The sequence below is a fragment of the Streptomyces sp. NBC_00377 genome, from assembly GCF_036075115.1.
GTDB lineage: Bacteria > Actinomycetota > Actinomycetes > Streptomycetales > Streptomycetaceae > Streptomyces.
The window spans coordinates 5,219,081-5,244,411 of sequence record NZ_CP107958.1 but is presented as its reverse complement, the minus strand read 5'-3'; the positions used below and the strand labels follow the sequence as shown (position 1 = coordinate 5,244,411).

The following is a 25,331-nucleotide window of genomic DNA, read 5'->3' as shown; positions in this document are numbered from 1 at the left end:
TCCTCGACACCGCGCGGTACGGCGGCCGATGTGACAGCCGGTCCGGCGGTCGGTGCAACGACCCGTGCGCCGGCCGGTGTCATGACCCGTGCGTCGGCCGCTGTCAGGGCTTGCGCGGTGGCCGGCGTCACGGCCTGTGCGGCGCCCGGCACCGCCGTCCGGCCCCCCGTCCGGTCCTCTTCGGCTCCCGGGGCCGCGTCGCCGGCGCGCGCCTGTACACACGTCAGGCCGCGCCTGGGCGCTCCTCCCACGTATGTACTGCTTTCGGTGGCGCGCAGGGCACTTGCCTTTCAACCGTTCGAAATATCGACACGCGGTCGGAATGGTGGCGTGACAATAAAAGGGGGGGTGCGGGGTGTCAACGGTGCGAACAGAAACGGCTCCAGAAGGTGACGGAGATCGCTTTCTGTCCTTGGCGGAACCATAACCACGGCGTCGGGAAATCCGTCGGCGTTTCTTCATTTCTGCTGGTCAACGGCGTGAAACAGCCGAGGCGGCGGCGACACGGGGGGCATGCCGTCTAGGGTCGTCCGGTGACGAGTAGCAGCGCGCCGCGCTCCCATGTCCTCGACAGCGCCCGTCCCGACGCGGAGGCCGGTGAACGGCAGAGCCGACCGCGCCTGTTCGAACGGCAGGAGCGTCTGCGCCTGTTCGGATATGCCGGGCGCCCCCGGACAGACGTCCGCGAGCGCCTGGTACCGCCGTTCCCCGAGCCGTCGACCCGCCTCTGGGAGATCGTCGGCCTCGACCGTGCGCGGGCGTACCGCGTGGCGAAGGCGATGGACTGGCTGGGACCGGTGCTCGTCGCCGTCCTGGCCGGAGCGATCCGCTTCTGGCGTCTCGGACAGCCCCGGGCGGTCGTCTTCGACGAGACCTATTACGCCAAGGACGCCTGGGCGCTGCTGCGGCTGGGCTACGAGGGCACCTGGCCGGACCGCAAGGTCGCCGACCCGCAGATCCTGGCGCATCCTCAGGTGATCCCGCTCTCCGACACCGGGGCCTTCGTCGCGCACCCGCCGACGGGCAAGTGGGTGATCGCCGCCGGTGAGTGGATGTTCGGCCTCACGCCGTTCGGCTGGCGCTTCATGACGGCGCTCCTCGGCACGCTGTCGGTGCTGATGCTGTGCCGTACGGGTCGCCGTCTGTTCCGGTCGACGGCGCTGGGCTGCCTGGCCGGTCTGCTGCTGGCGGTGGACGGTCTGCACGTGGTGATGAGCCGTACGGCCCTGCTGGACCTCGTCGTCAGCTTTTTCGTACTGGCGGCGTTCTCCTGCCTGCTGCTCGACCGGGATCACGCCCGGGCACGGCTCGCGGCAGCCCTTCCGGTGGATGCGGACGGCCGTGCGCGCCCGGACCAGGACACCGGCGGTCGTGCCGGGACGGGATGGCGTCCATGGCGGTCGGCGGCCGGTCTGTTCCTGGGGCTCGCGGCCGCGACCAAGTGGAACGGCCTGTACTTCCTGGCCTGTTTCATGGTCCTCACCCTGCTGTGGGACGTCGGCTCACGTCGCGTGGCGGGCGCCCGCCGCCCGTACCGGGCGGTGCTGCGCAAGGACTTCGGGTGGTCGGCGCTGTCCGTCGTGCCGGTCGCGGTGGCGACCTATCTGGCGACCTGGACGGGGTGGTTCCTGTCCGACGACGGATACGGACGGCACTGGGCGGACGGCCGCGGCGGCACCTGGTCGTGGGTTCCGGCCGCACTCCGCAGCCTGTGGCACTACGAGTACGGGGTGTACCGGTTCAACATCGGGCTGCACATCCCCCACAAGTACGAGTCGAACCCGTGGAGTTGGCTGGTTCTCGGCCGTCCCGTGCTGTTCCACTACGAGTCGCCGCAACCCGGACGGGACGGGTGTCACACCGCGGGCGCCTGCTCACAGGCGGTCCTCGCGCTGGGCACACCGCTCCTGTGGTGGACGGCGTGCTGCGCGCTCGTCTATCTGCTCTACCGGTGGGCGCTGCGCCGCGACTGGCGCGCCGGCGCCGTCCTGTGCGCGGTGGCGGCCGGTTATCTGCCCTGGTTCCTGTACCAGGACCGCACGATCTTCTCGTTCTACGCGGTCGCCTTCGTGCCGTACCTGTGCCTGGCCGTGGCGATGATGCTGGGGGCCGTGCTGGGCCCGCCCGGGGCGGACGACAGACGGCGCACCCTGGGCGCGGTGGCCGCGGGCGGGCTGGTGCTGCTCATCGTCTGGAACTTCGTCTACTTTTTCCCGATCTATACCGGGCAGACGATCCCCTATGCCGACTGGCACGCCAGAATGTGGCTCGACACCTGGATCTGAGCCCGGCTCACCGTCGACGGGCAACGGCTCGCAGGTGAGCCGCATCGGAAGTCGACGCATCAGCGGGCGGGGGTTCATGGAAGTGGCCAGACATGTGTGCGCGGGCGCGCTCCTGCTCTGCGGTGCGTGGCTGGGCGTCCGCGAACTCGCGCAACGGGCCTCCGGCCGGGGCGGGAAGAGGATCCTCCTCGCTCTGGGCTTCGCGCTCTGCGCCGCGGGCGTCCTGATCAGCCAGACCTAGGAGAAGCCCCGGCCGGGTGAGAAGCGCGGACCGGCGTGGGACGGAACCGGCGCGGGGTGGGGCGGGCGGAAGGTGCCCGCCGTGGCCGAAGGCGCCGGTCGCGTCACTTCCGTACGGCGAGGTACCGCGGTCGGTCCACGGCGCCCTGCCGGGGCTCGCCGGCCCGGTGTTCAGCGCAGGGTGAGGGGGGTCTCGGCGGCGACGCGGGTCAGTTTCTCGGGGTTGCGGACGTAGTAGAGGTCGGTGATGCGGGCGCCCTCGACGCGGACCGCCAGGATGCCGTCGTTGTCGCCGGACAGACGCAGGAGAAGCGCCGGGTTGCCGTTGACGAGGGCGGGGTGCACCGTGACGGCCGCTTCGTGCCTGCCGGCGGTGCCGACGATGAAACGGGCCACCTTGTCGGCGCCGACGATCGGCCGCCGCGCGGCCTGTACGACGCCGCCGCCGTCGCTCAGCAGGACGACGTCGGGAGCCAGCACCCGGAGGAGGCCCTGGAGGTCACCGGTGTCGAGCGCGCGCCGGAACGACTCCAGGACCGCCCGCGTCTCGCCCGCGGAGACCACCTCGCGAGGACGGCGGGCATCGACGTGCTTGCGGGCGCGGTGCGCGATCTGGCGGACGGCCGCGGGACTCTTGTCGACGGCGGCCGCGATCTCGTCGTAGCCGACGTCGAAGACCTCGCGCAGGACGAAGACGGCGCGTTCCGTCGGCGACAGCGTCTCCAGGACCAGCATCAGCGCCATCGACACGCTCTCGGCGAGCTCGGCGTCCTGGGCCACGTCCGAGGTGGTGAGCAAAGGCTCGGGCAGCCACGGGCCGACGTACGCCTCCTTGCGGCGCGTCATGGTGCGCAGCCGGTTGAGCGCCTGACGGGTCGTGATCCTGATCAGGTAGGCCCGCCGGTCGCGCACCTGCCCCAGGTCGACCTCGGCCCAGCGCAGCCAGGTCTCCTGGAGGACGTCCTCGGCGTCCGCCGCCGATCCGAGCATCTCGTACGCGACCGTGAAGAGCAGGTTGCGGTGGGCGACGAACGTGTCCGTCGCCGGATCAGTGGCGTGGTCGTTCACAGCTGCGACTTCCTCCCCGTCGGCCGGCCCGGCCGACGGCGACCGGCGGTCGGCGCCGGTCGCCGGCATCCACAGTGACGTGTGCTCCTCCGTCACTACCTCGGCGACCGCTCACTCATGCCTCGGCGGGCGGCCGGGGCGGCGGTGTCCTGTGCCTCGTCCCGCCGCGCCTCCTCCTGCCGCGTCTCCTCCTGCTTCGCCCGGAGCAGTTGTCCGCGCTTGTCGTCCTTCACCCACACGGAGCGTGCCCCGGGCTTGCGGGCTTCGTACGCCAGCTGCCGGACGGTGCTCCTGCACACCAGCTCCTTCAGCTTCGCGCCCGGGCGGCCGCCGAGGTACAGCGGGATCGCCACGTCGTTGCGCCGCGAGAACTGGAAGACGCCGGCGCGGCGCCCCAGGCTCAGGCACTGCCCGGCGAACCCGACCTCCACGGGCGCGGGCCGCTCGCCCGCGATCCGGCTGAGCACCGTCTCGGTGGCCTGCGGGCCCAGCTGGACGGCGGACTGGCAGCCCAACCGGTACGGCAGGTCCGACGGCGCCGCCGAATCCCCGGCCGCGACGATGTGTACGTCGTCCACGCTGGTCAGCGTCTCGTCCGTGAGCAGACGGCCCAGGGCGTCGGTGCTCAGCCCGCTGCGCGCGGCCAGGTCGGGCACACCGAACCCGGCGGTCCAGACGGTCAGTTCGCCGGGCAGTGCGCGGCCGTCGGCGAGCCGCACGGCGTCGCGGGTCACCTCGGTCACCTTCGTGTCGGGGCCGTCGAGCACGGTCACGCCGAGCTTGGCCAGCCGCCGGGCGACCGTGCGCCGGCCCCGGGGGTGCAGGTAGGGGCCGAGCACGCCGCCGCAGACCAGGGTCACCGTACGGCCCGCCTCCGCCAGTTCGGCGGCGGTCTCGATGCCGGCCGGACCGGCTCCGACCACGGTCACCGCGGCCGTCGCGGGCGCGGTGGCGACGGCCTGGCGCAGCCGCTCCGCCTCCTCCAGAGAAGCGACCGGGTAGGCGTGCTCCGCCGCCCCCGGTACCTGCTGGTCGGCGCTGCCGCTGCCCACGGCGTAGATCAGGTAGTCGTAGCGGACCGTGGTGTCCGACGCCAGCGCCAGCCGGCGCCCGGCGGCGTCGATGCGGGTGACGGTGTCCACCACCAGCCGGACGCCGCCGGCCAGGATCGTCGCGTAGTCGACGACGGCGTCGTCCGATCCGCCCACCAGTTGGTGCAGGCGGATCCGCTCGACGAAGGTCCGGCGCGGGTTGATCAGCGTCACGTTCACGTCGTCGCGCCGGGTCAGACGATTGGCCGCCATGACGCCGGCGTATCCGCCGCCGATGACGACAACCTCGGTGTTCTCGGCCATGCCGTCTCCTCCTTGTCCAGGGGTACGGCCTTACGACACCGCGTCTCCGATCCGTGTGACAGCGACGGCCTCCCTGTGAGGCAGGTCACTCAGGCTGGTCCGGGCCGGCCGCCGGGCTGCCCGCCCGGGGTGATCAGACCGGTCTCGTAGGCGACGACGACGGCCTGGGCGCGGTCCCGCAGGCGGAGCTTGGCGAGGATGTGCGCCACATGGGTCTTCACGGTGGCCTCGCTCAGCCGGAAGCGCGCGGCGAGTTCGGCGTTGCTCAGGCCGCAGCCGAGGGAGCGGAGCACTTCGAGCTCGCGGGGGGTGAGCACCGCCAGGTCCCGGTGCAGGGCTGCGGAGGCCGGCGCCTCGCGGGCCACGAAGCGTTCGACGAGGCGCCGGGTGATGGCCGGGGCGAGCAGCGCGTCCCCGGTGCGGGCGAGGCGGACGGCGGCGACCAGGTGCTCGGGGGTGACGTCCTTGAGGAGGAAGCCGCTCGCGCCTGCGGTGAGCGCCGCGTAGACGTAACGGTCCAGGTCGAACGTGGTCAGCATGATGACGCGGGGCGGGTCGGGCAGCAGCGCGCCGGAGAGGATGAGCCGGGTGGCTTCCAGGCCGTCGGTCCCGGGCATCCGGATGTCCATGAGGACCAGGTCGGGGCGGGTGCGGCAGACCGCTTCGACGGCCTGGTCGCCGTCGGCGGCCTCGGCGACGACGTCGATGCCGTCGGCCGCCAGGATCATGCCGAAGCCGGTGCGGACCAGCGCCTGGTCGTCGGCGATCACCACGCGCGGCGCGGGCTCGGTCATCCGTGCTCCCCGACCGGTATGACGGCGCGGACCTCGAAGCCTCCGGTGGGGCGTTCGCCCGCGTGCAGGGTGGCTCCGTAGACGGCGAGCCGTTCCCGGAGGCCGGCCAGCCCGCGGCCGCCGCCGGGACCGTCCGGTGCCGCGGGCGTGCCGCCGGTGTCGGAGACCTCGATGTGCACCGCGCCGGGGACGTGGTCGACGGCGACCCGCACGTGGCTGCCGACGGCGTGCCTGACCGTGTTCGTCAGCGCCTCCTGCACCACGCGGTACGCGGCCAGGTCTGCGCCGACGGCCAGGGGGGCCGGGGTACCCGTGACGGTCAGTTCGACGGGAACGCCCGTCTCCCGGATGCGGTCGGCGAGGGCGGGCACCTGGGCGAGGCCCGGCTGCGGCGCCAGATCGGCCCCGGTGTCCGGGTCCGGACCGCCGCTCCGCCCGTACCCGTCCACGGGCCCGTACCCGTCCACGCGCGCGTACTCGTCGCCGGTCATGGTGAGCAGGCCCATGACGTGGCGGAGTTCGGCCATGGCCGTGCGTCCGCCCGCCTCCACGGCCAGCAGCGCCTGACGGGCCCGGTCGGGCGCGGTGTCCATGACCTTGCGGGCCGCGCCCGCCTGGATCACCATCACGCTCACATTGTGGGTGACGACATCGTGCAGTTCGCGCGCGATCCGGGCGCGTTCCCGGTCGACCGCCAGCCGCGTGGCGGCCTCGTGCTCCGCCTGTAGGGCGCGCAGCCGCTGCTTCCAGGTGTGCATCGCGTTGGCCCCCAGTCCGACCCCGAGCAGGGCGAGGAAGGGCACCAGACCGGGAGCGAACGACGGGAAGTTCTCGTCGTGCAGTACGCCGAGCAGGGCGGCGCCGGCCACCAGACTGGTGAGCGCCCCCGCCCGGTACGGGCTGTACACGGCCGCGCTGTAGGCGGCGACCACGCAGGACAGGAACGTGTACAGGGTCGGGTTGCCGCCGGACACGTGCTGGTTGAACGCCAGGCTCGCGAGGGTCACCGCCCAGAACGCGGACAACGGGAACCGGCGGCGCACCACCAGGGGCAACGCGGTCAGCGCCGCGAGGACCAGCTGCCAGGGGTGGACGGCCTCGGCGTACGGCGCGAGATCCCCGCCCGGGCCCCAATGCGGGAACGGGCCGGTCGGCGGGATGTCCGGCGTCGGCACCGTCGGGGGTTGCGGCATCAGGACCGGCGGCACCGGTACGGCGCTGTCGCCCTGGCGGTAGGTGGCGCCCACCGTGCAGACGGCGAGGACGAAGGCGAGGATCGCGTCGGCCGTCCACATCCACCGGGACGGGCGCGGCAGCGGGCTCCGGCGCGGCAGCGCGGCAGCATCCGTTCGCCACCGCCCCACGATCCGCATCCGCTTCACGGCCCGCGACCACTGTGCGATCCGCGCCCGAACAGCCCGTTCCGCAGGAGCAGTTCCGACCGGACCACCCGTGCCGCCCGTTTCGCTTCTTCCGCCCGTACCACCCGTACCGCCTGTTCCGTCCGCCCCGCCGCCCATGGGCACAGTGTGGCAAGCCGTGTGCCCGCCCACATCCGTCCCGCCGGGGACGGCGGAGCGATGGGCTACATCGCCCGCATACATCGCAGGGATGAGACGTGCACCGGGTCATCCCGGGACGGCGGCCGGTCTCGCCGTCAGGGGCGACGCCCGGGCCCAGGGCCTGCCCCTAGCTTCGGAGCGAACCGCCGACCGCCGACCCTGGAGGCACCGTGGCAGAGACCGCGCCCGTCATCGACATCCACGCTGTGAGCAGGACGTACGGGGAAGGCCCGCCGGCCCTCGCCGACGTGACGCTGAGCGTGCGCGCGGGAGAGGCACTCGCCGTTCTCGGGCCGTCGGGCAGCGGCAAGTCCACGCTGCTCAACCTGATCGCCGGACTCGACCGGCCGAGCACGGGCACCGTCACGGTGGACGGCCTGCGGGTGGACGAGCTGAGCGAGGCCGGGTCCGCGCGGTACCGGCGGACGAAGGTCGGCATGGTCTTCCAGTTCTTCAACCTTCTGGACGACCTGACCGTCACCGACAACGTGCTGCTGCCCGCCCAGCTGGCCGGCCTGCCCCGGGCCGAGGCCCGCGCCCGGGCCGCCGGCCTCCTCGCCGGCCTCCGCATCGACCGGCACGCGGACGCCTACCCCGGCAGACTGTCCGGCGGGGAACGGCAACGGGTCGCCGTCGCCCGGGCCCTGATGAACCGTCCGGCCCTGCTGCTGGCGGACGAGCCCACCGGGGCGCTGGACACCGCCTCGGGTGCGGACGTCCGGGAACTGCTCACCGAGCTCAACGCGTCGGGCCAGACGATCGTCCTGGTCACCCACGACCTGGGCCTCGCCACCTCCTGCGCGACCCGGACCGTCGAACTGGTCGACGGCCGCGTCGTCCGGGACACCGGGAACGCCTCCGGCGCGACGGGCCCCGCGGGCGCTGCGACGGTGACCCGGTGAGCGCTCTCGGCCGGGTGGTGCGCGCCGGGGTGGGCCGACGGCGGGTGCAGACCGCGGTGATGACCCTGACGACCCTGATGGCCGTCACCGCGTCGGTGCTGGCCGCCGGCCTGCTCGTGGCGTCCCGGGCCCCCTTCGACCACGCCTTCGCCCAGCAGCACGGCGCCCATCTGACCGCGTCGTTCGACGGCACGAGGGCGACGGTCGCGGAGCTCGCGGCGACCGCCCGCGCGTCGGGCGTGACCGCCGCCGCCGGGCCCTTCCGTACCGTTTCGGCACGCGCGCGTACCGCCTCGGACTCGAAGATCCTCCCGGCCGGCATCGATCTGCCCCCGATGACCGTCGCCGGCCGGGCCGACGCGGGCGGCGTCGACCGGATCGACCTCGTCGCCGGCACCTGGCTCACCGGCCCCGGTCAGGTCGTGGTGGCCGCGGACGAGGTACCCGTCGAACCGGGCGTACGGCTGACGTTCCCCGCCGCACCGGGCAGTCCCACGCTGACCGTGGTCGGCGTCGCCCGGTCGGTGACCGGCACCGCCGACGCCTGGGTGACTCCCGCGCGGGCCGCGACGCTGGCCACGACGGACAGCACACCCACGTACGAGATGCTCTACCGCTTCCGGGACGCGGGTACGGACGCCCAGGTGGCCGCCGGCCGCACCGCGGTCACCGCGGCGGCGCCGAAGGGCGCGCTGAGCGGAGCGCGGTCCTATCTGACCGTCAAGCAGCAGGCGACCGCCAACGCGCTGGCGTTCGTGCCGTTCCTCGCCGCGTTCGGGGTCCTCGGACTGCTGCTGTCGGTCCTGGTCATCGGCATCGTCGTCAGCGGCGCGGTGGGCGCCGCGACCCGGCGCATCGGCATCCTCAAGTCCCTCGGCTTCACCCCGGCGCAGGTCGTACGGGCCTACGCGGGGCAGGCGCTGATCCCGGCGGCGGTGGGCTGCGCGCTGGGCCTGGTGGTGGGCAATCTGCTGGCCCTCCCCGTGCTGGCCGAGGTCGGTGAGGCCTTCGGCGGTCCGTCGGCGTCGATTCCCCTGTGGATCGACCTCGCCGTGCCCGCCGCCACCCTCACCCTGGTCGTGTGCGCCGCTCTGGTGCCGGCGCTGCGGGCCGGACGGCTGCGCACGGTGGCGGCGCTCACGGCCGGGCGTACCCCCGGCACCGGCCGGGGGCGCCTGGCGCGACGGCTGGCGGGGCGGCTGCCGGTGCCGCGCGCGGTCGGTCTGGGGCTGGCCCACCCGTTCGCCCGCCCGGCGCGTTCGGCGTCGATGGCCGCCGCGGTCGTCTTCGGCGCCGCCGCCGTCACGTTCGGGGTCGGGCTCGCCCTCACGCTCGGAGCCGTCCAGTCGGGCCGCATGCTCGACTCGGCCGGATCGGTCGTCGTGCAGGCGGGCGGCGGGCAGGCGCCGCCCGGCGCGCAGGCGGTCCACGCGGGCGGCGGACCCGAGGAGCCGAAGGCGGACCCGGCCGAGATCGCCGCCGCGCTCCGCGCCCTGCCGGGGACGAGCCGCTTCTACGGCACGACGCAGGCGGAGGTGAGCGCATCCGGCATCACCGGCGCCACCACCGTCGTGGCGTACGACGGCGACGCGTCGTGGGGCGCCCCGCGGCTGGTCTCCGGCGGCTGGCTCGACGGGCCGGGCCAGGCCGTGGTCACCACCCGGTTCCTGGAGGCCGCCGGGATCCGCCTCGGGGACACGGTGACCCTGACGGAGCGGGGACGGCGCGTCCCGGTACGGATCGTCGGTGAGGCGTTCTTCACCGAGGGCGAGGGCATGGAGCTCCTGACCGGGACCTCGACGCTCGGTGCGCTGGGCCTCGACGCGACACCGGGCCGCTACCACGTGGAGACGGATCCGGGCACGGACCTGACGGCCTACCTGGCCTCGCTCGACGACGCGCTCGACCCGCTCGGCGCCGGCGCCCTGGCGAACACCGCCGGCACCTCCAGTGTGATCGCCGCCATGAACGCCCTCATCGGGACGCTCACCCTGATGCTCGTCGTGGTCGCCGGCCTGGGCGTGCTCAACACGGTCGTCCTCGACACCCGTGACCGCGTCCACGACCTCGGCGTCCTCAAGGCGCTCGGCATGGCTCCCCGCCAGACCGTGACCATGGTCGTCACCTCGGTCGCCGGTATCGGCCTGGTGGCCGGCGCGGTGGCGGTCCCGGCCGGCGTGGCCCTGCACCGGTTCGTCACGCCACTCATGGGCGACGCCGTCGGCATGACCCTGCCCGCCTCGGACATCGCCGTCTACGACGTTCCCGACCTGGCGCTCCTCGCTCTGGGCGGGTTGGTCATCGCGGTCGCGGGCGCCCTGCTCCCGGCCGGCTGGGCCGCCAGGACGACCACCGCGACCGCCCTGCGCACCGAGTGACCGCGGGACCGGGCCGGGGGCCGCCTCACGCCCGCTCCCGCCACCCCTCCTGAACGCCACTCCGACCCCGCCGTGTGCGAGCCCCGGTTACGGCATCCGGGCCATGGCGGCCGCCGTCCGGCACCGGGGCGGGACGACCGGACGGCCGGGCCGGGTCCGTACGGACCGGGTGCGGGCCGAGCGGGGATGTCACCCGACGTCAGCCTTCCGGGTCCGGGGTTTCGGCTTCGGCCTCGCTCACGGCTTCGGCCGCGGCCTGGCCGAAATCCCGGCTCCCCGTTGCTTCCCGATACCCCTGGGGGGTATACAGGAGGCATGGACCACGACGAGCAGCACAGCCAGCACCACGACGAGCAGCACCGCCGGCACGGCGGTGAGCAGCACGGCGGGCCGCACGGGCACGGGGCCCCGGAGGGCCGTGCCGGCGCCTCCTGGGCCATGGCGGCGCAGGCGACGCTGCACTGCCTGACCGGCTGCGCCATCGGAGAGATCCTCGGCATGGTCATCGGCACCGCCCTCGGCTGGGGCAACGTGCCGACCATGGTCGCCGCGATCGTTCTCGCGTTCCTGTTCGGCTACTCCTTCACCCTGTTCGCGGTACGCCGTGCCGGACTCGACCTCCGCGCGGCCGTCAAAGTGGCGCTGGCCGCCGACACCGTGTCGATCGCCGTGATGGAACTGGTCGACAACTCCATCGTCGCCCTCGTCCCGGGCGCGATGGACGCCCAGTTGTCGGACGGCCTCTTCTGGACGGCCCTGCTGGGCGGCTTCGTGATCGCCTTCCTGATCACCACGCCCGTGAACAAGTGGATGATCGGCCGCGGCAAGGGCCACGCCGTCGCCCACTCCGCCCACTCCGCGCACGCCTGACGCGCCTCGCCCGTGGCCCGTCCCCCGGCTCCGTCCGGGGCCTGCCGGCCGGTCCGCCGGCTTCCGCCGGCTTCCGCCGGCTTCAGCCGGCCGAAGCCGCCTGCGCTTCGGGTACCGCTTCGGTTCGGGCGGCGAACTTCAGGGCCGACGTCACCGCGATCGACGTCAGCGCCATCACCGCCATCGCGGCCGCGGGCGAGGTGAGTTGGGCCACCCCTCCGGCCAGGGCGGCGCTCACCCCCTGCATCGTCAGCATTCCGGCCGAGTGCAACCCCAGGGCGTGGCCGCTGAGTTCGGGCGGGGTGAGAGCCATCAGCCGCTCCTGCTGGACCAGGCTCGCGCCGAAGCCGACGGAGGCGAGGGCGGCGCAGGCCGCGGCGATCGGCAGCGCGGGGTGCAGGACGAAGAGGAGGTAGGGAGTGGCGAGGAGCAGCAGGAGGGGGGTCACAAGGCGGCGGCGCAGGGCGGCCGGGACCAGGCGGCCCACGGTCGCGTCCCCCGCCAGCATGCCGAGCGCGCCGCACGCGAACAACGTGCCCGCCGCGTCGGCGTCGTAGGACACGTAGAGGGCTTCGCAGCCGACGACCAGGCCGTTGGGGAGCCACAGGCCCAGATAGGTGAGGCGGCGGGGACGGGAGGACCACAGGAGGGCGTTGGTACGCCGGGTCTCCGCGACCGAGGGCCGCCCGGAGGCCCGTGGCGGGCGGGCGGTCAGGCCGAGCCGGGTGACGAGCGCGGCGACCGCGTACAGCAGGGTGGCGAGCAGCAGCACGGGGCGCGGGGAGAGCGTGCTCACGAGCACGCCGCCGGTGGCGAATCCGATGATCTGCATGAGCCCGTTCAGCATGTTGAAGAGCGAACGCCCCGGCAGGTAGCCGTCCTTGCTGAGGATCTCGTTCAGCAGCCCCCATCGCACTCCCCCGCCGAGCGAGGCGACCAGCCCTTGGAGGAGCACGACCGCGAAGACCCCCCACACGGGCAGCCCCGGCAGCGCCAGGACGGCCGTCGCGACGGCGAAGGCGAGGGAGAGGCCGGTCAGCGCCGACCTCGGGGGCAGCCGGTCTGCGCCCGAGAGGAAGAAGGTGGCGCCCAGCACCTGCGCGAGAGACGGGCCGAACATGCTCACCGCCGACAGGAGGGGGGAGTCGGTGGCCCGGTAGACGAGCGTGCCGAGGGCGAGCCCGCTCACCGTCCCGGCGGCGGTTTGAGCGGCGGCGGCGAGGAAGAGGGGCGTGAACTCGGGGACACGGAAAAGCTGGCGGTATGTGTGGCCGGTCATGAGCGGAGTCTGTGACGGCCCGCAGCGGCGTCGATATTGTTTCGCGCAGCCGCGAAACATCGGTGAGTGCCGCGCCACCCGGCATGCGCGCGTGCATACGTCACGCGTCACGCCTGCGTCCATCACGCGTGCGTGCGCCACGCGCGCGTGGGTGATGCGTGACGTACTCAAGCGTGCGTTACCCACGCGCTCACGCGCGCGTGGGTGATGCGGGACGTGGGTCTGGTGCGTGGGCGCCGCGCTCGGTGTGGTCCGTCACGGGCGGCACGTGCGCGTGGTGTGCCATGGGCCGCACGTGCGCGTGGTCCGTCACGGGCGGCACGTGCGCGTGGTGTGTCATGGGCGATGCATGAGCGCGGTACGGCGTACGGGAGGGGGCGCAGGAGTATGGGCTGGTGGCAGGTGAACGCGGACACTCTCGCGCGCAGCCGGTTCGTGATCTCGCCGCTCGCCGAGACCTTCGCAAGCCTGAAACTGCTGCACGCGGGCGTGGGCGCACATCCCGGCGAGCACGACTGGCTGCGCGAGCGTCTCCCCGGCTACCGCGCTCTCCTGGCGGCCGAGCCCGTGACCGCCCTGCTGGTGCGGGCCGGGCTCGGACAGAGCTGGATCGCCGACTTCCTCACGCCCACGCCGAGGGACGCCGAGAGCTTCGAGGAGGGCGTGGAGCGGGTACGGGCCGCCTGCCCGGCACAGGCCCGCGCCCATCTGAGGTTGTCCCTGGCCGGCCCGCTCCCCGCCGCCCTGGACCGGGACGACCTGCCGGAGCGGGCGGCAGGGCTCCTCGAGTACGTGTGGGAGACGGGCGTACGACCGCACTGGGAGCGGCGGCGGCGCGTCCTGGAGGCGGATGTCGTCGCGCGGACCGCGCAGGTCAGCCGGGGCGGCTGGGCGGCCGCGCTGGACTCGCTGCGGCCGGGGACGCGATGGCTCGGCGAGAGCCGGTTCCAGGTCAACCTGCACGAGTATCCGCCCCGCGAGATCTCCGGAGCCGAGCTGGTGTTCGTGCCGGTCACTCCGAAGTCCGGGTGGGTGTCGTGGGAGGGCCGGGAACGGTACGCCGTCGTCTACTCCTGCTCCGGGGTGCTCGCCGGAGACCACCGGGACCGTGCCCGTGACGTACCGGCCGCGCTGGGCGCGCTGCTGGGACCCGCACGGGCCACGGTGCTGATCCTTCTCTCGAGCCCGCTCAGCACCACCCAGCTGGTCGCCCTGACCGGCCAGGGTCTCGGCTCGGTCGGCCGCCATCTGCGGGTGCTGCTGGACGCGGGGCTGGTGGAGCGGGGCCGCTCGGGCCGCTCGGTGCTGTACTCACGGTCCGCGGCGGGAGAGGTCCTGACCAGGGCCGCCGACGGGTAGCCACCGGGCAGGACCGGACCGGACAACGGCGGGCCGCGAGCGGGACGGAAGCAGACGGGCGGAGCGGACGGCCCGGAGGCGAGGCGGCGGGAGGGGAGGCGGGCCGCAGGCGGTGCGGGCCGGAGGCCAGGCGGGCCGGAACGGAAGCGGGGGGTGGCCCCGGAAAGGGTGGGTTCACCTCCCGGGGCTAGCATCCGCAGCATGACTACTGATGCCGGTGCCTCTCCCCTCGACGTCCAGATCGATGCCCTCAAGGGCGGTTCCGCGGAGCTCTCGCAGTACGCGGGCAACGCGGTGCTGGTGGTGAACGTGGCCTCCAAGTGCGGCCTGACCCCGCAGTACACGGGCCTGGAGAAGCTCCAGGAGCGGTACGCCGCCCAGGGCTTCACCGTGCTCGGCGTGCCCTGCAACCAGTTCCTCGGGCAGGAGCCCGGCACCGCCGAGGAGATCGCCGAGTTCTGCTCGGCCACGTACGGCGTCTCCTTCCCGCTGACCGAGAAGGTCGAGGTCAACGGTGCGGGGCGGCACCCGCTGTACGAGCGGCTCGTCGGGGTCGCGGACGCCGAGGGCCACGACGGCGACATCCGCTGGAACTTCGAGAAGTTCCTGATCGGACGGGACGGGACGGTCGTCGCCCGCTTCTCCCCGCAGACCGAGCCCGAGTCCGCCGAGGTCGTCGCGGCCATCGAGAGCCAGCTGGGCTAGGTCCTGGACGGCGGACGGATCCTCCGGCTTGACCTTGTCCCTGGGGCAGGGCCGAGCCTCCTCGTCGTCGGGCGGAGAGGCTGCCCGACGACGGAGGACGACGGGGTCGCGTGAGGGACGTGAGGGATGACGGCGAGCTGCTCACCATCGGCGCGTTCGCCGCACGGGCCCGGCTCTCGGCCAAGGCGCTGCGGCTGTACGACCGGCTCGGGCTGCTCGCGCCGGCGCACGTCGACGAGGCCAGCGGGTACCGCTACTACCGGGCCGGCCAGGTGGAACGCGCCCGGCTGGTGGCGATGCTGCGCCAGCTCGACATGCCGCTGGCGCGGATCGCCGAGGTGCTGGAGAGCACCGACGGGCCAGGGCCCGGGGAGCTGCTCGCGGCCTACTGGGACGAGACCGAGACCCGGTTCGCCGCTCAGCGCACCCTCGCCGCCTACCTCCGTGCACGGCTGTCGGGGAGGAGCTCCGAGATGTACGAGAAGTTCGAGGTCCAATTGGTGGACGTGCCCGAGCAGGTGATCATCACCGAGACGCGGCACACGCTCGCGGACGAGCTGCCGACGTGGATCCCCGCCTCGCTGGGGACGCTGGAGGAGGCGGCCGGGGGGTGCGGGGGCGTGGCCGGGGCGCCGTACGTCGTGTACTACTCCGCGGTGTCCATGGAGAGCGACGGGCCGGTCGAGTCGTGCGTGCCGGTCGCGGACGAGGCCGCGGCCAGGGCCTGGGCGGCCGCCGCACCGAGCCGGGGACGGCAGTTCCGGGCCCGGGTCGAGCCCGCCCGGCGGCTCGCGTACACGAGGATCACCAAGGCCCAGGTGGCGCACCCTCAGATCCTCGCCCCGTACGAGGCGGTGGAGGCGTGGATGAAGCGGGAGGGCTGGGACTACGACGGTCCCTGCCGGGAGGTCTACTTCGCCGACTGGGACGCGGCGGGGGCCGAGGACCCGGTGTGCGACGTGGCGTTCCCGGTGAAGCGGGGCTAGCGGCACGGGCGCCCGGCGGGGCCGACGGCCGGCGGGGCGGACGGCCCGCGCCGGGGAAGTGCTGAGGATGTGCCGAGCCCCCTCGGCTAGGACGGCGATCTGGTCGAGGGGGCTTCCGGGTCGAGCGGTGGTGCTGGTCGAACTCATGACGCTGGTCGTACTCGTGGTGCTGGTCGTGCTCGTGGTGCTGGTCGTACTCGTGGTACCGGTCGTGCTGTCCCAGGGGGTCGCCCCCCTTACGCCTTGACCGATGCCACGAAGGTGTTCCACGCGTCGGCGGGGAAGGCCAGGGTCGGGCCTTCGATGACCTTGGAGTCACGGACGGCCATGGCCGCACGGACGGGGGACTTGATCTCGACGCACGCGCCGTTGCCCTGGGAGTAGGAGGACTTGACCCACTCGTTCGCGGCGCCCTGCTGCATTGCCATGTTCGCTCCGGTAGTCAGTTGCCGAGTTGCTGTCACCGGCCGTGCGCAGGTCTCCGTCTGCACGGCACGGTTTGCGCCATCGTTGTTGCTTGATGGCGTGATCGACGCTACTCGCCAACATCGCGAAGCGGAGCGACCGTTCACCCGACCGGGTGGCATATTCCGTGGGGACTTCCCCCGACCCGGTTCAAGGTGTACCTTTCGGCGCTTCACTTCATGAAGCGCTCTCCCTGGCATAGTCCTTGGCCACCTTCGCGATGAACTCCCTTGTCTGGTCGGCGTTCAGGGCCTGAGCCCGCAGGTGCTCGTACATCACGCTGTACTTCTGCACGTCCTGCGGCTTCTCCAGGTACAGGTCGCTGGTGACGCCCTCGATGTAGACCACGCTGGAGTCGGCGGCGTCCGGGAACTCGAGGATCGCGTACTGCCCGCTCACCCCCGGATGCGCGCCCATCGTGAACGGGATCAACTGCACGGTGACATGCGGCAGCTGGGACATCTCCAGCAGGTATTCCAGCTGCTCGATCATCACCTGCCGGTTGCCGACCTGGCGGCGCAGCGCCGCCTCGTCAAGGACTGCCCACAGGCGCAACGGGTTGTCGGCGGTGGAAATACGTTCCTGTCGGCGCAGACGCACCTGGATCCGCTTCTCGATGTCCGCCGGCGGCGCCTCCGGCAGCGCTCCCGAGATCAGCGCCTCCGCGTACTGACGGGTCTGGAGCAGCCCGGGCACGACCTGCGGGTCGTACACGCGCAGGCTCGCCGCGTCCGTCTCCAGGCCGATGTAGACGCTGTACGGGACGTCGCCGAAGGCGTGCCACCAGCCCTGCTGGCGGGAGTCCTTGGCCATTTCCATCAGCGAGTCGACCATCCGCTGGTCCTCGACCTCGTACACGCCGCACAGGTCGCGGACGTCGCGCTGGCTGATGCTGCGCCGGCCGTTCTCCAGTCGGCTGATCTTCGACTGGGACACCAGCAGGCGCTCGGCGACCTCTTCGGCCGTCATGCCCTTGAGCTCTCGGAGCCGACGCAGCTCCTGACCCAGCCGGCGTCGCCTGACGGTGGGATTGACATTGGACGCCACTGGACGTGCACCTCCGGCTGCGTGCCTGTAACTGACACTTTGCGTATCTGCTGTTGAGCAGACTGCCACCAAGGCGCTTTCTACCGCTGGAAAACGGTGGATATGCGGCGGCTGCGCGCCAGTTCGGGTCGGCCCCCGGCATGCGTGCGCGCGGGGCGGCGGGTCACTGCGTCCCACCACCCCGCGCGTCCGCGGCGGCTCCCGAACGGGTCCTGCGTCCAACGGGTCCAACGGTCCTGCGTCTTACGGGGTCCTACGGGTCCAACGGGTCCAACGGGTCCTGCGCCTTGCGCTTCACCGGCCTTGCCGGCGCGGTGTCGTGGGCCTGCGGCTCAGTGGGCCACGACACGTGCCATGGGGCCGCGGTGCGGCTGCGCCGGAACGCCACGGGCGGGCTCCGGAGCGGGCCTGGCACCGGGTCCGGCCTGGCGGCCGGGTGGTGCCTGGTTGCGGCGCGGCTGTGCCACCGCGCCGTTCTGGACGTCCATCACGGCGTGCGCCACGAGGCCGCCCATGGGGTCGTGCCTGATCAGATCCCGCAGCCGGGAGCGGGACGAGCGTCCCTCGTTGCCCGGATACAGGTGCTTGCCGAGGCCGACCGCGTGCGCCAGTGCGGCGAGCGCCGCGGTCCGCGGGTCCGGCGGTACGCCGGTGCGGATCGCGGAGTCCAGCCGGGCCTTGATCTCCCGGCTGATGTCGGTGTCCGTCGCCTGGTAGCGAGTCGTCGGCAGCACTCCGCACATCTGGCCCGCCACGGCATGAACCATGCCGCACCGCTCCAGATGCGAGAGGTAGGTCTGGCGCAGCCCGAGACGCGGCCCGCCGATCCAGTGGACGGCCCGTACAGGAGCGCCACGCCTTCGCAGCAACTCCAACGCGCAGTCCAGCGTTGGGTCTCCAGTCGGCCGTGGGGACACCACGGCGATACGATCCCCGTCAGGGGCTATCCGTCCGGCCAGCGCCAGCTCCACTAGCTGTGCTCCGGCCAGACCGAGGTCGAGCGACTGCGGCTGTGCGGTGGTACCCGTGGTCGGGTCCAGCGCCAGCAACAAAAGCTCTTCCGGAATTGTTCTGCGGCTCCTGCCCATCCATGCCTCCCCGCGTGGATGAATGACAGGGTGACCCCTCTCACATTCATCTGTCGAGGGTGCGTGACCTGTTTGTAGTGGAACCAGTAGGTATGTCGTTCTCGTCTACCGCAGGAGCCAAGCGCTCTACACAGGACACTGGTACATGGTTCGGACACGCTGTGAAGCGGGTCCCGGGCGGGCGGTTCACGGTTCGGCACAAGCGCGCGGTGGGCGTGCGGCACAGGAGGAGGCATCGGTGGCGGGCGAGTCCCCCGACAGGTCGAAGCAGCGCGAGTCGTCGGCAGAACCGACGTCGGGGAGCGCGGGCACGGTTCCCGAAGCACGTGAGTCCCGTGATGTCCGCGATCCGCGGGTCGCGGTGGCCCGCGACGCCGAACCGTCCGCCGCACGGGGCGGCGTGGACACGGCGACACGGGTGTTCTCGGTACGGGACCTGAAGACCACGGGGTCCGGGAACCCCACGGAGTCCGACGAGCCCGCGGAGGGCGGTAAGCCGGTGGGCGCCGGCAAGCAGGCGGAGCCCGCGGAGGCGGGAAGCGCCGCGGAGTCCACGGGGACCGCAGCGGCCGGTGCGCCGACGGAGACCGGCGCCGCCGAGGAGGGCACCGCGACCGGCGAGGCCGCGGAGCCCGCCGAGGACGAGACCGGAGCCGGAGCCGCCGGAGGCGAAGCCGCCGGGTCCGGGGCCGCTGGATCAGGAACCGCCGGAGCAGGGTCCGGGACCGCCGAGGACACGGCCGAGGACGCCGGGAGCGTGGCGGACGACGAGAGCGCCGCCGAGACCGCCCAGGACGGCCCCGAGGGCACCGAGACGGCCGAGAGCGCCTCCGGAACCGCCGAGAGCGCCTCCGGAACCGCCGAGGGCGCCTCCGGGGGCGGTGACGAGCGTCTGCGGGAGGCTGTGGCCCAGTGGGTGGCCTCGGCGGACGACAAGAGCTCCGCCAAGGCGCCCGCGGCGGACTCGACGGCGGACGGGAGCCCCTCGGACGAGGAGCCTGCGGACGCCGAACCCTCGGACGGGGGACCCGCCGCCGAGGCACTCGCCGACGCGAAGTCCGCGGACGTTGAACCCGAGGACGCCAAGCCCTCGGGCGGCGCGCCCACGGATGCCGGGCCTTCGGACAGGGCACCCGAGGACGCCAAGCCCTCGGGCGGCGCCCCCGCGGATGCCGAGCCTTCGGACAGGGCACCCGAGGACGCCGAACCCTCGGACGAGGACACCGAGGGCGAGGCGGAGGAACGTTCCGCGTGCGAGGCCGCCGGAACCGAGGACGACGGAACCGAGGACGACGGGCCCGAGGACGCGCCCGCCTCCGCGCCCGCTGCCGGGCCCGCCGCCAAGCCCGCGCCGAAGTGGGCGTCGAACACGGACGAGCCCGAGGCCGACGACGAGGCACCGGACGGCGGGACCGGCAAGGCCGCCGAGGCCGCCGACGGCGACAAGCCGGACCGCTCGCCCGTCGACCAGCCCACCGCAGTCTTCAAGACGCCCCGGCCCAAGCCCGCCGTCGACCAGCCGACCACCATGCTGAAGCTGGGCGGCGCCACCAAGCCCGAGAAGGCCGAGGCGAAGACCGACGAGAAGGCCGGGGCCGGGACTGCGGCCGAGGCGGACTCCGCCGAGCGGACCAGCAAGTTCGTCGCGCTGAAGCCGCTCGACGAGCCGCGCCCGCACAAGCCGGCCGCCGACGTCACCGCGCTCGTCCCGCAGGTCGGTCCCGAGCGCACCACCCAGCAGCCGCTGCCGCCGAAGCCGCCGCTGGACCTGCTGGCGGAGCTGACCAACACCCCGCCGCCCCCGCCGACCCCACTGCGCACGCTGGGACGGCGGCTCAAGATCTGGACGCCGCTGGTCCTCCTGCTGCTGACCGTGTTTGCGATCGCGCAGTCCGTACGTCCGCTGCCGGCGACCGCGCTGACCCTCACCGCCAAGGACAGCTACACCTTCGAGGGCGGCCGGACGCAGCTGCCCTGGCCGGGTGAGGGGCAGGGCTGGATCGACGCCGACGGTGTCGGCACCATGGGCGACTTCGGCAAGCAGACGCCCGTGGCCATCGGCTCGGTCGCCAAGACCATGACGGCGTACATCATCCTCAAGGACCACCCGATGAAGGCCGGGGAGGAAGGTCCGAAGATCGCTGTCGACGCGACGGCCGAGAAGGAGGGCGGCTATGACGTCACCGGCGACGAGTCGACGCTCAACACCGTCAAGGCCGGCGACCAGCTCACCGAGCACCAGGCCCTGTCGGCCGTCCTGATCCCCTCCGCCAACAACATCGCGCGCCTGCTCGCGCGCTGGGACGCGGGCTCGGAGGCGGCGTTCGTGAAGAAGATGAACGCCACCGCCAAGGAACTGGGGATGACGAACACGACGTACACCGACCCCTCCGGCCTGAAGGAGACCACCGTCTCCACGGCCGAGGACCAGGTGAAGCTCGGCCGGGCGTTCGTGAAGGTCCCCGCCCTGGTCGCCATCTCCAGCGCGGCCAGCTGGGACGACCCGTCCGGCAAGAACTGGCCCAACTACAACACGCTGCCGTTCAACATGGGCGCGATCGGCATCAAGACCGGCAGCACCACCGCGGCCGGCGGCAACCTGCTGTTCGCCTCGCGCAAGAAGGTCGGCGGGCAGACGGTGACCCTCGTCGGCGCGATCCTCGGCCAGCACAAGCCGAGGATCCTCGAGACGGTCAACGCGGTCAGCCAGACCGCGCTGCTCGCCGCCCAGGAAGCGCTGGCCTCGGCGAAGATCATGAAGAAGGGCGACGTCGTCGGGTACGTGGACGACAAGCTCGGCGGCCACACGCCTGTCGTCATCACCGAGGACGTCTCGGCGGTCGGCTGGGCGGGCATGACGGTGAAGCTGTCGTTCACCGCCGGCGAGGTACCGCACACGGCGAAGGCCGGCACCCAGGTGGGCACGCTCACCGTCGGGGACGGCTCCATCAGTGCCGTGAAGGTGCCGGTCGCCCTCCAGTCCGATCTGGCCGAGCCGGGCTTCTCGGACAAGCTGACACGCATCGGCTGACCCGCACCCCCGCTCGTACGCCTCCGTCACCCCGTCGGGCAGCCGCCCGGCGGGGTGCGTGCTAGCGTCACGAAACGGGACAGGTCGCCGGGCGCAGGGACGCAGCCGTGAAGCGGACGCGAACGGCACGCGGCCGAGAGCAGAAGACGGGACACGGGGAGTGCCTTCAGGTGGCCACTGCGGAGCCGACACGCGCCGACGACACCGGTCCGGGCCCGGGCGCCGGCCCGCGGACGAAGGTGCCCGCGCCCCAGTCGGGCGATCACGACCGTGACCGGGCGACAGCCGCCGCGGACGCACCGGCCGGCGGACCCGCGGCGGACCCCGTGGTAGACGTCGAACAGGGCCCCGCCCCGGACCGCGAGAACGGCGACCGGACGGATCCCCCGCGCGAGGCGTCCCGCACGCGATCCGCCCTCGACCGGCTGCACGCCCGGCTGAACCGGCACCTGGTGCTGTCGATGACGGTGCTGTCCGGTGTTCTGCACCTCGTATGGTTCTTCACGTTCGCGAACAGTGGCGGCGATCTCGCGGCGCAGGACGCCTGGGCCGAGTTCGTGGGCCGGCACCCCGACTCCGCGTACAACCTCGCCTGGTACGGCGGCATGCACCCGGTGTCGTACAGCATGGTGTCGCCGTATCTGATGTCCCTGCTCGGCGTCCGGACGACGATGATGATCGCCGGGACACTCTCGGCGGGGCTGCTCGCCCTGATCCTGCTGCGCTGCCGGCCCGTGAAGGACCCCTTGTGGCCGGCGCTGGCCGGGGTCTTCGCGCTGCTGTGCAACGCGGCGTCCGGGCGCGTGACGTTCGGGCTCGGCAACATGTTCGCCCTGGGCGCGGTCGCCGTCGTGTTCTGCTGGCCGCACCGCTGGCGCTACAAACGCTGGGCGAAGGCGCTGTGCGCCGCCCCGCTCGCCGCGCTCGCCACGATGGGTTCACCGGTGGCGGGGCTCTTCGTGGGGCTCGTGGCCGCCGCGCTGTTCCTCCAGAAGCGGCGGCCGGGCGCGTGGGCGCTGGGACTCGCCCCGACGGCCGTGGTGGCCCTGTCCGCCTGGCTGTTCCCCTTCTCCGGCACCCAGCCGATGTCCTTCGGCTCGGCGTCCCTGCCGCTGCTGTGCTCGGTGGCCGTCTTCGCGGTCGTCCCGCGCGACTGGAAGACCGTACGGATCACCTCGGCGGTGTACGGGCTCGGCGTGCTGCTGGTGTGGCTGATCAGCTCGCAGATCGGGTCCAACATCACGCGGCTCGCGATGCTGTTCACGGGCGTGGTGCTGATGGCCGCCCTGCCGTTCGCCGTGCCGCGCAGCCGCAAGTGGTACGTGATCGTCCTGTCGTTTCTCGTGTTCGTGGGCTGGATCGGCTTCAAGTCGGTCGACGACGTCGTCCGGACGACCCCGGCGGCCTCCTGGGCGCGCGAGCTGGCCCCGCTCGTCAACGAGCTCCAGGGGGTCGGCGCGGAGAAGGGGCGGGTGGAGGTCGTACCGGCCCGCTCGCACCGCGAGGCGTCCGCGCTCGCGCCGTACGTCAACCTCGCCCGGGGCTGGAACCGCCAGGCCGACATGGAGCGCAACCCGCTCTTCTACGACGACACCCTCAACTCGGCGAACTACCACGAGTGGCTCCAGCGGTGGGCCGTGCACTTCGTCGTCGTCCCCAAGGAGGCCCTGGACGGGGACGGGGGCGAGCGGGAACGCCAGCTGGTGCAGCGCGGGCTGCCGTATCTGGAGCAGATCTGGGGCGATGCCAACTGGCAGCTGTTCAAGGTCACCGACCCGGCCTCGCTGGCCGAGCCGAACGCGGTGGTGCAGCGGGCCGAGCAGGGTGAGATGACGATCGACGTGCGCAAGGCGGGCCGGATCCTGATCCGGATCCCGTACTCGCCGTGGCTGAGCGTCGTCGACGCGCAGGGCAAGAGCCTGAAGCCGCCGCAGGAGACGGAGGAGTCCAAGGACCGCTCCGAGGGGGAGCCGAAGACGTACGAGAACGTCAACGGGTGCCTGTTCGAGACGGAGGAGGACGCCGAGGGCGACAAGTGGACGGTGCTGCTCGCACCGAAGGCGGGGACCTACCGGCTGGCCGCTCCCTACCAGCTGCCCCGGGGCACGCCGTGCCCCGACGAGCTGAAGAAGCAGCCGTAGAGCCGTCGCAGGGCAGCCGTAGAGCCGTCGCCGGGCGGCTGTGATCAGCGCAGGCGGTCCACGTAGCGGTCCGTGCCCGGCACCGTCGGGATGAACGGCGCGACCAGTTCCACCCGCCCCAGTCCCGACTCCGCCACCGCTTCCTCCAGGCCCGTGAAGTGCTGGTCCCAGCAGTCCCTGGGGTCGCTCTCCAGGAACCAGAGCAGGGTCAGGCGGGTGTCGACGCCCTCGACCTGCTTGACATAGGTCATGCGGTCGCCGGGCAGGGGCGTGGGGCGGAAGACGGTGACCATGGCCGTCGGGGAGCCGGCCACCCGCCGGGGAAGGTGGCGGGCGCGCAGCCACTCCAGGAGTTCGGCGCGCTGCTGCGCCGAGTCGGTGTCGATGACCTCGGTCACCAGGCCCGCGTACGGGTGGTCCAGGGCGTGGAAGTCACGGGGTCCCGCGGCGCCGTCCCGGTAGACGGTGGCCTCGTGGTCCTGGAACGCCGTGAAGACGTGGGTGCGGTCCTGGTAGACGCGGGCGTCCCGGTTGAGGCGTCTGTTGATGGCGACCGTCCACTTCATGTGGTCGTCGTGGCGGCCGGCGGTGATCCAGTAGGTGGAGAGGTAGCAGCCGGCGGTGACCGGCTGGGCGATCGCCGACTTCTCCGGCCGGCGCAGGAGCTGGAGGTCGCGGGTCGCCACCCATCTGCGGCCCGCGTACATCCAGGGCATCGCCATCGCCCCGGCGTAGTAGTGGTCGTCCTCGTACCAGCGGTTGTAGGCGTACTCGTGGCCCGGGTGCGGTTCCACCATGGTGATCAGGGCATGGCCGGGGCGCACCTCGTAGGGGCCGACGGCTGCCAGTTCGGCGTATGTCTCGCTGTGTGTGCCGCTGTGCTTCTCCTCGCTCATGCTCTTCCCCATCCTCGGCGACTGGCCCATACTCTGACGCTCCGTCAGATAAATCGCCAGAGGCAGGGAGGCCCCGATGTCACTGCTCGAAGGCAGGACCGTCGTCGTCTCGGGAGTCGGCGCCGGGCTCGGTCACCAGGTCGCCGCCGCGGTCGTACGGGACGGCGGGAACGCCGTGCTGGGGGCGCGGACTGAGGCGAATCTCGCGAAGAGCGCCGCGGAGATCGATCCCGGGGGGACGCGTACGGCGTACGGGGTCACCGACATCACCGACGAGCGCAGCTGCGAGGCGCTGGCGGGGCTGGCGCGGGAACGGTTCGGCGGGATCGACGCGGTGGTGAACGTGGCCGCCTGGGACTCCAGTTTCGGCGGGGTCGAGGACGCCGACTTCGCGACCTGGCAGTCGGTGATCGACGTGAACCTGCTGGGGACGCTGCGGATGACGCGGGCGTGTCTGGCCGGGATGAAGGCACGGGGCGGGTCGGTGGTGTTCATCGGGACGCAGTCGGCCGTGGCGGCGCCCTCGCAGGTGCGGCAGGCGGCGTACGCGGCTTCCAAGGGGGCGCTGACCAGCGCCATGTACTCCCTCGCGCGGGAGCTCGGGCCGCACCGGATCCGGGTCAACACCGTACTGCCGGGGTGGATGTGGGGGCCGCCGGTGCAGGCGTACGTGCAGTTCACCGCGCACACGGAGGGGGTGGCCGAGGAGGAGGTGCTGGGGCGGCTCACCGAACGGATGGCGTTGCCCGAGCTGGCGACGGACGGGGATGTGGCCGACGCCGCGGTGTTCCTGGCGTCGGACCGGGCGCGGGCGATCACGGGACAGTCGTTGCTGGTCAACGCGGGGGAGCTGATGCGCTGAGTTCATATGCATGAACAC

20 protein-coding genes are annotated in these 25,331 nt (G+C 72.6%); 11 read left to right on the top strand and 9 right to left on the bottom strand.

The window, feature by feature from the left end:
• Window positions 1-533 precede the first annotated feature (533 nt).
• Both OHS71_RS23545 and OHS71_RS23540 read left to right on the top strand, forming a co-directional pair.
• On the top strand, window positions 534-2,285 hold the full coding sequence (locus OHS71_RS23545) for a dolichyl-phosphate-mannose--protein mannosyltransferase (protein ID WP_443047023.1): 1,752 nt from the start codon (window positions 534-536) through the stop codon (window positions 2,283-2,285).
• 76 nt (window positions 2,286-2,361) lie between these two features.
• Entirely contained in the window at window positions 2,362-2,526 is a 165-nt protein-coding gene (locus OHS71_RS23540; protein WP_328481337.1) for a hypothetical protein, read from the top strand.
• A gap of 170 nt (window positions 2,527-2,696) precedes the next feature.
• Here OHS71_RS23540 and OHS71_RS23535 read toward each other — a convergent pair whose 3' ends face one another.
• The 4 genes from OHS71_RS23535 to OHS71_RS23520 form a co-directional block, all read right to left on the bottom strand.
• Entirely contained in the window at window positions 2,697-3,593 is an 897-nt protein-coding gene (locus OHS71_RS23535; protein WP_328481336.1) for an RNA polymerase sigma-70 factor, read from the bottom strand.
• A gap of 95 nt (window positions 3,594-3,688) precedes the next feature.
• Entirely contained in the window at window positions 3,689-4,948 is a 1,260-nt protein-coding gene (locus tag OHS71_RS23530) for an NAD(P)/FAD-dependent oxidoreductase (RefSeq protein WP_328481335.1), read from the bottom strand.
• An 89-nt stretch (window positions 4,949-5,037) separates the two neighbouring features.
• Window positions 5,038-5,742, bottom strand: a complete 705-nt coding sequence (locus tag OHS71_RS23525) for a response regulator transcription factor (RefSeq protein WP_328481334.1) — start codon at window positions 5,740-5,742, stop codon at window positions 5,038-5,040.
• Window positions 5,739-7,115 carry a sensor histidine kinase gene (locus OHS71_RS23520; RefSeq protein WP_328484612.1) on the bottom strand — a complete coding sequence of 459 codons (1,377 nt, stop codon included), beginning with the start codon at window positions 7,113-7,115 and terminating at the stop codon, window positions 5,739-5,741. Before OHS71_RS23520 ends, OHS71_RS23525 begins: the two co-directional genes overlap by 4 nt.
• Window positions 7,116-7,474: 359 nt before the next feature.
• On the opposite strand from OHS71_RS23520, the gene OHS71_RS23515 reads away from it, so the two are divergent.
• The 3 genes from OHS71_RS23515 to OHS71_RS23505 all read left to right on the top strand — a co-directional run bounded on the left by OHS71_RS23515 (window position 7,475) and on the right by OHS71_RS23505 (window position 11,454).
• Window positions 7,475-8,206 (top strand): ABC transporter ATP-binding protein, encoded by a 732-nt coding sequence (locus OHS71_RS23515; protein ID WP_328481333.1) that lies wholly within the window; start codon window positions 7,475-7,477, stop codon window positions 8,204-8,206.
• On the top strand, window positions 8,203-10,584 hold the full coding sequence (locus OHS71_RS23510) for an ABC transporter permease (RefSeq protein WP_328481332.1): 2,382 nt from the start codon (window positions 8,203-8,205) through the stop codon (window positions 10,582-10,584). The genes OHS71_RS23515 and OHS71_RS23510 overlap by 4 nt, the downstream gene beginning before the upstream one ends.
• A 315-nt stretch (window positions 10,585-10,899) precedes the next feature.
• Window positions 10,900-11,454, top strand: coding sequence for a DUF4396 domain-containing protein (locus OHS71_RS23505; protein ID WP_328481331.1), 555 nt, complete (start codon window positions 10,900-10,902; stop codon window positions 11,452-11,454).
• Between the two features lie 82 nt (window positions 11,455-11,536).
• Here the strand turns inward: OHS71_RS23505 and OHS71_RS23500 are convergent, their stop codons facing one another.
• Window positions 11,537-12,733, bottom strand: a complete 1,197-nt coding sequence (locus OHS71_RS23500; RefSeq protein ID WP_328481330.1) for an MFS transporter — start codon at window positions 12,731-12,733, stop codon at window positions 11,537-11,539.
• Window positions 12,734-13,120: 387 nt separating this feature from the next.
• Here OHS71_RS23500 and OHS71_RS23495 point away from each other — a divergent pair, with 387 nt between their 5' ends.
• The 3 genes from OHS71_RS23495 (at window position 13,121) to OHS71_RS23485 (ending at window position 15,783) form a co-directional block, all read left to right on the top strand.
• Window positions 13,121-14,092 (top strand): ArsR/SmtB family transcription factor, encoded by a 972-nt coding sequence (locus OHS71_RS23495; protein WP_328481329.1) that lies wholly within the window; start codon window positions 13,121-13,123, stop codon window positions 14,090-14,092.
• Window positions 14,093-14,293: 201 nt separating this feature from the next.
• Window positions 14,294-14,797, top strand: a complete 504-nt coding sequence (locus OHS71_RS23490; protein ID WP_328481328.1) for a glutathione peroxidase — start codon at window positions 14,294-14,296, stop codon at window positions 14,795-14,797.
• A gap of 110 nt (window positions 14,798-14,907) precedes the next feature.
• The gene (locus OHS71_RS23485; protein WP_328481327.1) at window positions 14,908-15,783 is read left to right on the top strand and encodes a MerR family transcriptional regulator; all 876 of its coding nucleotides are present in this window, start codon (window positions 14,908-14,910) and stop codon (window positions 15,781-15,783) included.
• 236 nt (window positions 15,784-16,019) lie between these two features.
• On the opposite strand, the gene OHS71_RS23480 is transcribed toward OHS71_RS23485, so the two are convergent.
• The 3 genes from OHS71_RS23480 to OHS71_RS23470 form a co-directional block, all read right to left on the bottom strand.
• Window positions 16,020-16,211, bottom strand: coding sequence for a DUF397 domain-containing protein (locus OHS71_RS23480; RefSeq protein ID WP_328481326.1), 192 nt, complete (start codon window positions 16,209-16,211; stop codon window positions 16,020-16,022).
• A gap of 214 nt (window positions 16,212-16,425) precedes the next feature.
• Window positions 16,426-17,295, bottom strand: coding sequence for a helix-turn-helix domain-containing protein (locus OHS71_RS23475; protein WP_328481325.1), 870 nt, complete (start codon window positions 17,293-17,295; stop codon window positions 16,426-16,428).
• 332 nt (window positions 17,296-17,627) lie between these two features.
• Entirely contained in the window at window positions 17,628-18,383 is a 756-nt protein-coding gene (locus tag OHS71_RS23470; protein WP_028807190.1) for a GOLPH3/VPS74 family protein, read from the bottom strand.
• A gap of 238 nt (window positions 18,384-18,621) precedes the next feature.
• On the opposite strand from OHS71_RS23470, the gene OHS71_RS23465 reads away from it, so the two are divergent.
• On the top strand, window positions 18,622-21,414 hold the full coding sequence (locus tag OHS71_RS23465; RefSeq protein ID WP_328481324.1) for a D-alanyl-D-alanine carboxypeptidase: 2,793 nt from the start codon (window positions 18,622-18,624) through the stop codon (window positions 21,412-21,414).
• A 170-nt stretch (window positions 21,415-21,584) separates the two neighbouring features.
• Complete coding sequence (locus OHS71_RS23460) at window positions 21,585-23,555, top strand: MFS transporter (RefSeq protein ID WP_328481323.1); 1,971 nt, start codon at window positions 21,585-21,587, stop codon at window positions 23,553-23,555.
• 44 nt (window positions 23,556-23,599) lie between these two features.
• On the opposite strand, the gene OHS71_RS23455 is transcribed toward OHS71_RS23460, so the two are convergent.
• Entirely contained in the window at window positions 23,600-24,451 is an 852-nt protein-coding gene (locus OHS71_RS23455; protein ID WP_328481322.1) for a hypothetical protein, read from the bottom strand.
• Between the two features lie 76 nt (window positions 24,452-24,527).
• Here OHS71_RS23455 and OHS71_RS23450 point away from each other — a divergent pair, with 76 nt between their 5' ends.
• Complete coding sequence (locus OHS71_RS23450) at window positions 24,528-25,313, top strand: SDR family oxidoreductase (protein ID WP_328481321.1); 786 nt, start codon at window positions 24,528-24,530, stop codon at window positions 25,311-25,313.
• Window positions 25,314-25,331: the final 18 nt, after the last annotated feature.